5 protein-coding genes are annotated in these 4765 nt (G+C 40.5%); 1 reads left to right on the plus strand and 4 read right to left on the minus strand.

The genetic code is table 11. From position 1 onward, the window contains the following. Positions 1–135 precede the first annotated feature (135 nt). The 4 genes from SD31_RS06795 to SD31_RS16545 all read right to left on the minus strand — a co-directional run bounded on the left by SD31_RS06795 (position 136) and on the right by SD31_RS16545 (position 3681). Positions 136–930, minus strand: a complete 795-nt coding sequence (locus SD31_RS06795) for a GLPGLI family protein (protein ID WP_197053578.1) — start codon at positions 928–930, stop codon at positions 136–138. Positions 931–949: 19 nt separating this feature from the next. Continuing rightward, positions 950–2227, minus strand: a complete 1278-nt coding sequence (locus tag SD31_RS16535) for an outer membrane beta-barrel protein (RefSeq protein WP_156138247.1) — start codon at positions 2225–2227, stop codon at positions 950–952. Beyond that, positions 2199–2612, minus strand: a complete 414-nt coding sequence (locus SD31_RS16540; protein ID WP_156138248.1) for a hypothetical protein — start codon at positions 2610–2612, stop codon at positions 2199–2201. The genes SD31_RS16535 and SD31_RS16540 overlap by 29 nt, the downstream gene beginning before the upstream one ends. A gap of 97 nt (positions 2613–2709) precedes the next feature. Further along, entirely contained in the window at positions 2710–3681 is a 972-nt protein-coding gene (locus SD31_RS16545) for a carboxypeptidase-like regulatory domain-containing protein (protein WP_156138249.1), read from the minus strand. Between the two features lie 242 nt (positions 3682–3923). Between SD31_RS16545 and SD31_RS06805 the strand changes: the two genes are divergently transcribed. Then, the coding region (locus SD31_RS06805; RefSeq protein WP_039053579.1) for a M20/M25/M40 family metallo-hydrolase at positions 3924–4765 on the plus strand (842 nt) is incomplete at its 3' end.

Raw genomic sequence — 4765 nt, forward strand, 5'->3', positions numbered from 1 at the left:
TGAAATTAACTGACTATAAAAAATGCAAAGCAAAAAAATAAAGTCTTTTTATATTAATTTTAGAAAGTAGAATCTTCAATCAAAAAGGACTAACACCAAAATGGTGAAGCTTTTTTGTGGTATAAATGCATATCATTAAAGCAATGTAAGACGAAGGATGTAGTTCAACATATCCTCATTCAGGAAATTACCTAAATTTTGTTTTAACATTGCTTTGAGCTCATTTCTTGTCATACGTTTGGTTTTCGGATTTTCGAAAGCCTTTTTGTCCAGCTCTGTTCCTCCTGTAAGCTCCACCTTTGTAGCGAAGTAGGACACGTGCTGGCTAGGAACCACCATACCTAGAATCATTCCCGGCAGACCATGAATAGATTCAGGCCCTCCATCTACAGGAATTTCTACGGTATAATATGCCACTACATAGACTGAGTCCTGTGTCAAGCCATTGGCACGACGGCAGTTATAGCCTGCGATTTCGCGGTATTCATCGGTAATTTTCCATTTGATATTCTTTATAGAATCTTTGATGATAAACTTTTCACCAGCGAAATCATTGAAACGCTGATAATCTTTCGTCTTAAGATTAGAGTATGTTGTTGCCTCCATGTCCAGTCCCAGCTGCATGATAATCATCTTCAACCGCTGATCAATCTCTTGTTTTGGATGCACGAACATCGTCTCACTGCCGTTGAACTTAAGCTCTTTCTTCAGCACCATATTCTCCGGCAGTTGCGGCAACATAGACTCCAGATACGTTTTGAAGGTGTTGTCCGACCTTTCTATAAACTGTTTACGAACAATGTTCTTTATGTACATGGTTTTGTCGAAATACACCGTACCTGATTCTCCGAACAAGGTGTATTGAGCTTTGGCACTGCCCATACTTATTAGTAACAGTACCAAAGCACATATATATCTTAACTGTATCATACTTCTCTTTATCATTTTTTTATTTAATAAACATTTTGTTGAAGTCCCACGACAATTTCAGCATTACATAGCGACGGATGGTATCATATCTACGTTGCATGAATACGGAATTGGATTGACTTCTTGAATAGCCCACATTTTGGTTCAATAAATCATATACAGCCAAATCTAGCACCAATGACTCGTCTTTTAGGAACTTTTTACTCACTCCCGGATCGATCAACAGACGTGATAAACTTTGGTCGAACGCATCCGTAGGTGCTTCGTAAGTGTAAGAGTAGTTGGTATAAATCTTAAATCCTTTAGGGAAGAAATATTCCACTTTACCTGAAGATTTGAATACAAATCCACTGTTATCTTGATCAGGACTTAAATTGGATGTCATCTTACGATATTGCGGATTCAAGGAGATATTAAAGTTCAGACCTGTCTTTGTATCACGGCCAATATCATAAGAAAAGCTGTAGCTATCCGATTTAATAAGGTTTTCCTGACCATTGAAAAAGTTATTGTACTGGGAGTTGAGCAATGTCAGCTGGATGGTATTGGTCAGCCCAAGTTTATTGCTTAGCTTGAAGTAACGACCTGCCCAGCCGCTAAAGGTTTTATCCGTCTTTCCATCAATGTTGGCCCAACGGTAATAGTTCACCCCATTTTCATTGGTAATATTCTGCGAAATAGGGTCATTCACAAAGCTCACATTTCCTCCTATATAAAGGTATGTTCCTGACAACGCTTGGAAAGAATAATACCCTAAAGATCCACTATTATTAAATGAAGGTTTTAGTGACTCATTTCCTTCGTAGAAATTCAACGGATCATTATTGTTACGCAACGGTTGAATCTGACTCAATGAAGGCAATTGATTTTTACCACTGTACTGGAACCACATGTGCTTGCTCTTAGTAATTGCCCAGCTTCCTGTAATCATAGGATTATACGTGAAGAAAGAGCGTTTCAAGGTCGCAGAAGTGTAGTTGTTCGTTTGGTCCAAGGCGTCATCACTTAAGATGTTATTGAATCTAACCTTTAAGCTTTCTCCCGCATAATTAAGACCTACACTTACGTTTTGGCTCAAGCGGTTGTAATCATAGTTGTTACTGAATGTCGAATCCAACATATTTCCTTGTGTATTGAAAGATTCCATCAAGGAAGTGTTGTCCACCTTTTCCACATTATATCCTACAGAAAGGTTTAACTTCTTGGTCAGTGGTTCTGTATAAGTCACCCCTGCGATAAGATTGTTAACTTTCTGATTGTGATTTTTATTATTGATCGGTGATGGTATCTGCAGCATTTGCTCTGCTAAGGGTAGAGTACAGTGTTCCTCCACCTGTATTCTCTTCTCTCTTCACTTCGGCATTCAACGATATGGAGCGTCCTTTTTTCATAAATTTCTTAGTATACAGTAAGTAAGCACCATAGTTGTTGATCTCGCTGTCGCTCACCTGACGACTTACATTTTCTGCAACAGGAGAGCTCAAATCGTTTCCGAAGTTTTTAGAGTTAGTTTGATCCTCTGACCAAAGATTCTTACGCGACACATTCCCTCTCAGCAAGATACTGTTCAGTGAATCCAATTTAAGGTCGTATCGCAGATTCACCCTATGCTGATCGTTTTTGGTATCTACCATTTTACGGGTCTCACTGTTGATAATTCCGGACATGAGGGTTTCATCCACACCATCACTCTTAATGTTCGCCGTACTTATAACTTAAGTTGACAGTATCGTACTTATCTTCCGATTAAACTTGTACGTTATTAATTAATACCGGTCCTTATTTAGTCGGAGCACGAGGGATACCTACTACGCCCTGACCGGAGAATGGATCCACCTGGCTTTCCACAAAGGTTATACCTTCATCCGACACGGTGGAGCCGGAATCTCCTCCGTATTTTTGTGCATCTTCCCAGTTCATCGAAGTTGTAGCATTGTTACCTAACAAGCCGTAGGCCGAAATCTTTTGTGAGCCCTTGAACTTGTTAAACATCAATTGCCCCATATAGTAGCCATCTGTACCACCACCGGCCAAGGCCTTACCGAAGATACCATTCTTCGCATCTTCTTTCAATTTCAGGTTTATTGTCTGCTCTCGCACACCATCATCCACGCCCGTTCTTTCAGCTTGGTCGGACATCTTCTCATATACCTGAACTTTATCCACCATATCCGAGCGGATATTGCGCGTAGCCAGCGTAGGGTCATCCCCAAAGAATTCCTCTCCATCCACCAACACTTTTTTTACGGTCTTTCCCTGCGCGGTAATATTTCCTGAAGCGTCCACTGTAATCCCTGGCAGCACTTTCAGAAGATCTTCGACCTTCGCATTTTTCTCCATCTTAAATTGGGAGGCATCATATTCAGTAGTATCGCCCTTAATCGTGATGGCAGCACGTCGTTTTACCACCACCTCCTCAATAAGGTGGGCAACACTGGTCAACAATACTTCTCCCAGATCAGATTCAGGTTCTGTTTCTTTGATTTCTTTAAAAAAATCGGCATACTTAGGGTAAGAAACGACTACCAAAAAGTCTCCCGACTTAGGTTTGTTTAACGAAAAAACACCCTTTTCATCCGCTCTGGTGTAGCCCACAAGTATAGAATCTTGGGCCTGTAACAACATTACCGAAGCATTCTTCAAAGGGATTTTCTCAGAAAGGTCCAAAATACGACCGGAAATCTTATCCTGCGCCATACTCTGAACCACACAAAACAATAAAGCGATTAAGCTAATAAAGGTTGTTCTCATATTGGGGGTTTGTTAATAAATTCCTTAAACTTAAAATATTTTTGCTAAAACAAAGAAAATAGCTTCTATATAAAATTCATAGAAGATTACCGTTAATGAAACGTTAACATCGGTAAACACCGCATTTTTGTCGGTAAAAGTCTGTCGAAAAATCTTCAAATTACGTTCTGTTATGGAGGAATGTGAAATAAACTACTATTATCCATAATAATGTCTATTTTTGTAAAAAACACATACTTAAAATGCAAAAGATCAAACAATATGTAGAAGCGAACAAAGACCGCTTCTTAGAAGAGTTATTTGAATTATTGCGCTTTCCATCAGTAAGTGCTGACCCTCAATATAAAGAAGGCGTGTTGAGTACCGCCGAATTTGTAGCTCAAAAGCTAAAGGATGCCGGAGCCGACAATGTGGAGATCTGTCCTACGGCAGGCTATCCTATCGTTTACGGCGAGAAAATCATAGACCCTTCATTACCGACAGTGTTGGTTTACGGTCACTATGACGTACAACCAGCCGATCCTTTGGAATTGTGGGAGACCCCTCCTTTTGAGCCTACCGTCCGCGATGGCAAGATTTACGCACGTGGTGCCGCTGATGACAAAGGTCAGTTCTACATGCATGTGAAAGCCTTCGAATATATGGTCAGAGAAAACGAGCTGGCATGTAACGTGAAGTTCATGATAGAAGGAGAAGAAGAAGTAGGATCAGCAAACTTGGGTACTTTCGTTAAAGAAAACAAAGAACGCCTTAAAGCAGATATCATCCTGATTTCTGACACCTCCATGATCAGCATGGAAACCCCTTCTATAGAGACAGGACTTCGTGGTCTCTCTTACGTAGAGGTGGAAGTTACAGGCCCTAACCGTGACCTGCACTCTGGTGTTTATGGAGGTGCGGTAGCTAACCCAGCGACTATATTAGCTAAAATGATTGCCTCCCTACACGATGAAAACAACCACATCACTATCCCAGGCTTCTACGATGACGTCGTAGAGCTGTCGGCAGAAGAAAGAAAAGCACTCAACGAAGCTCCTTTTGATGCTKWAGAATACAAAAAGATCTTGGCGTGGAAGAACTTTGA

Origin of the sequence: Sphingobacterium sp. T2, assembly GCF_000814685.1 — a bacterium.
Lineage (GTDB): Bacteria > Bacteroidota > Bacteroidia > Sphingobacteriales > Sphingobacteriaceae > Sphingobacterium > Sphingobacterium thermophilum.

What these genes read in the sequence shown, in the direction of transcription:
- SD31_RS06795 (WP_197053578.1), bottom strand. Translation starts at nt 930, where the DNA reads ATGATACAGTTAAGATATATATGTGCTTTGGTACTGTTACTAATAAGT.
- SD31_RS16545 (WP_156138249.1), bottom strand. Translation starts at nt 3,681, where the DNA reads ATGAGAACAACCTTTATTAGCTTAATCGCTTTATTGTTTTGTGTGGTT.
- SD31_RS16535 (WP_156138247.1), bottom strand. Translation starts at nt 2,227, where the DNA reads ATGCTGCAGATACCATCACCGATCAATAATAAAAATCACAATCAGAAA.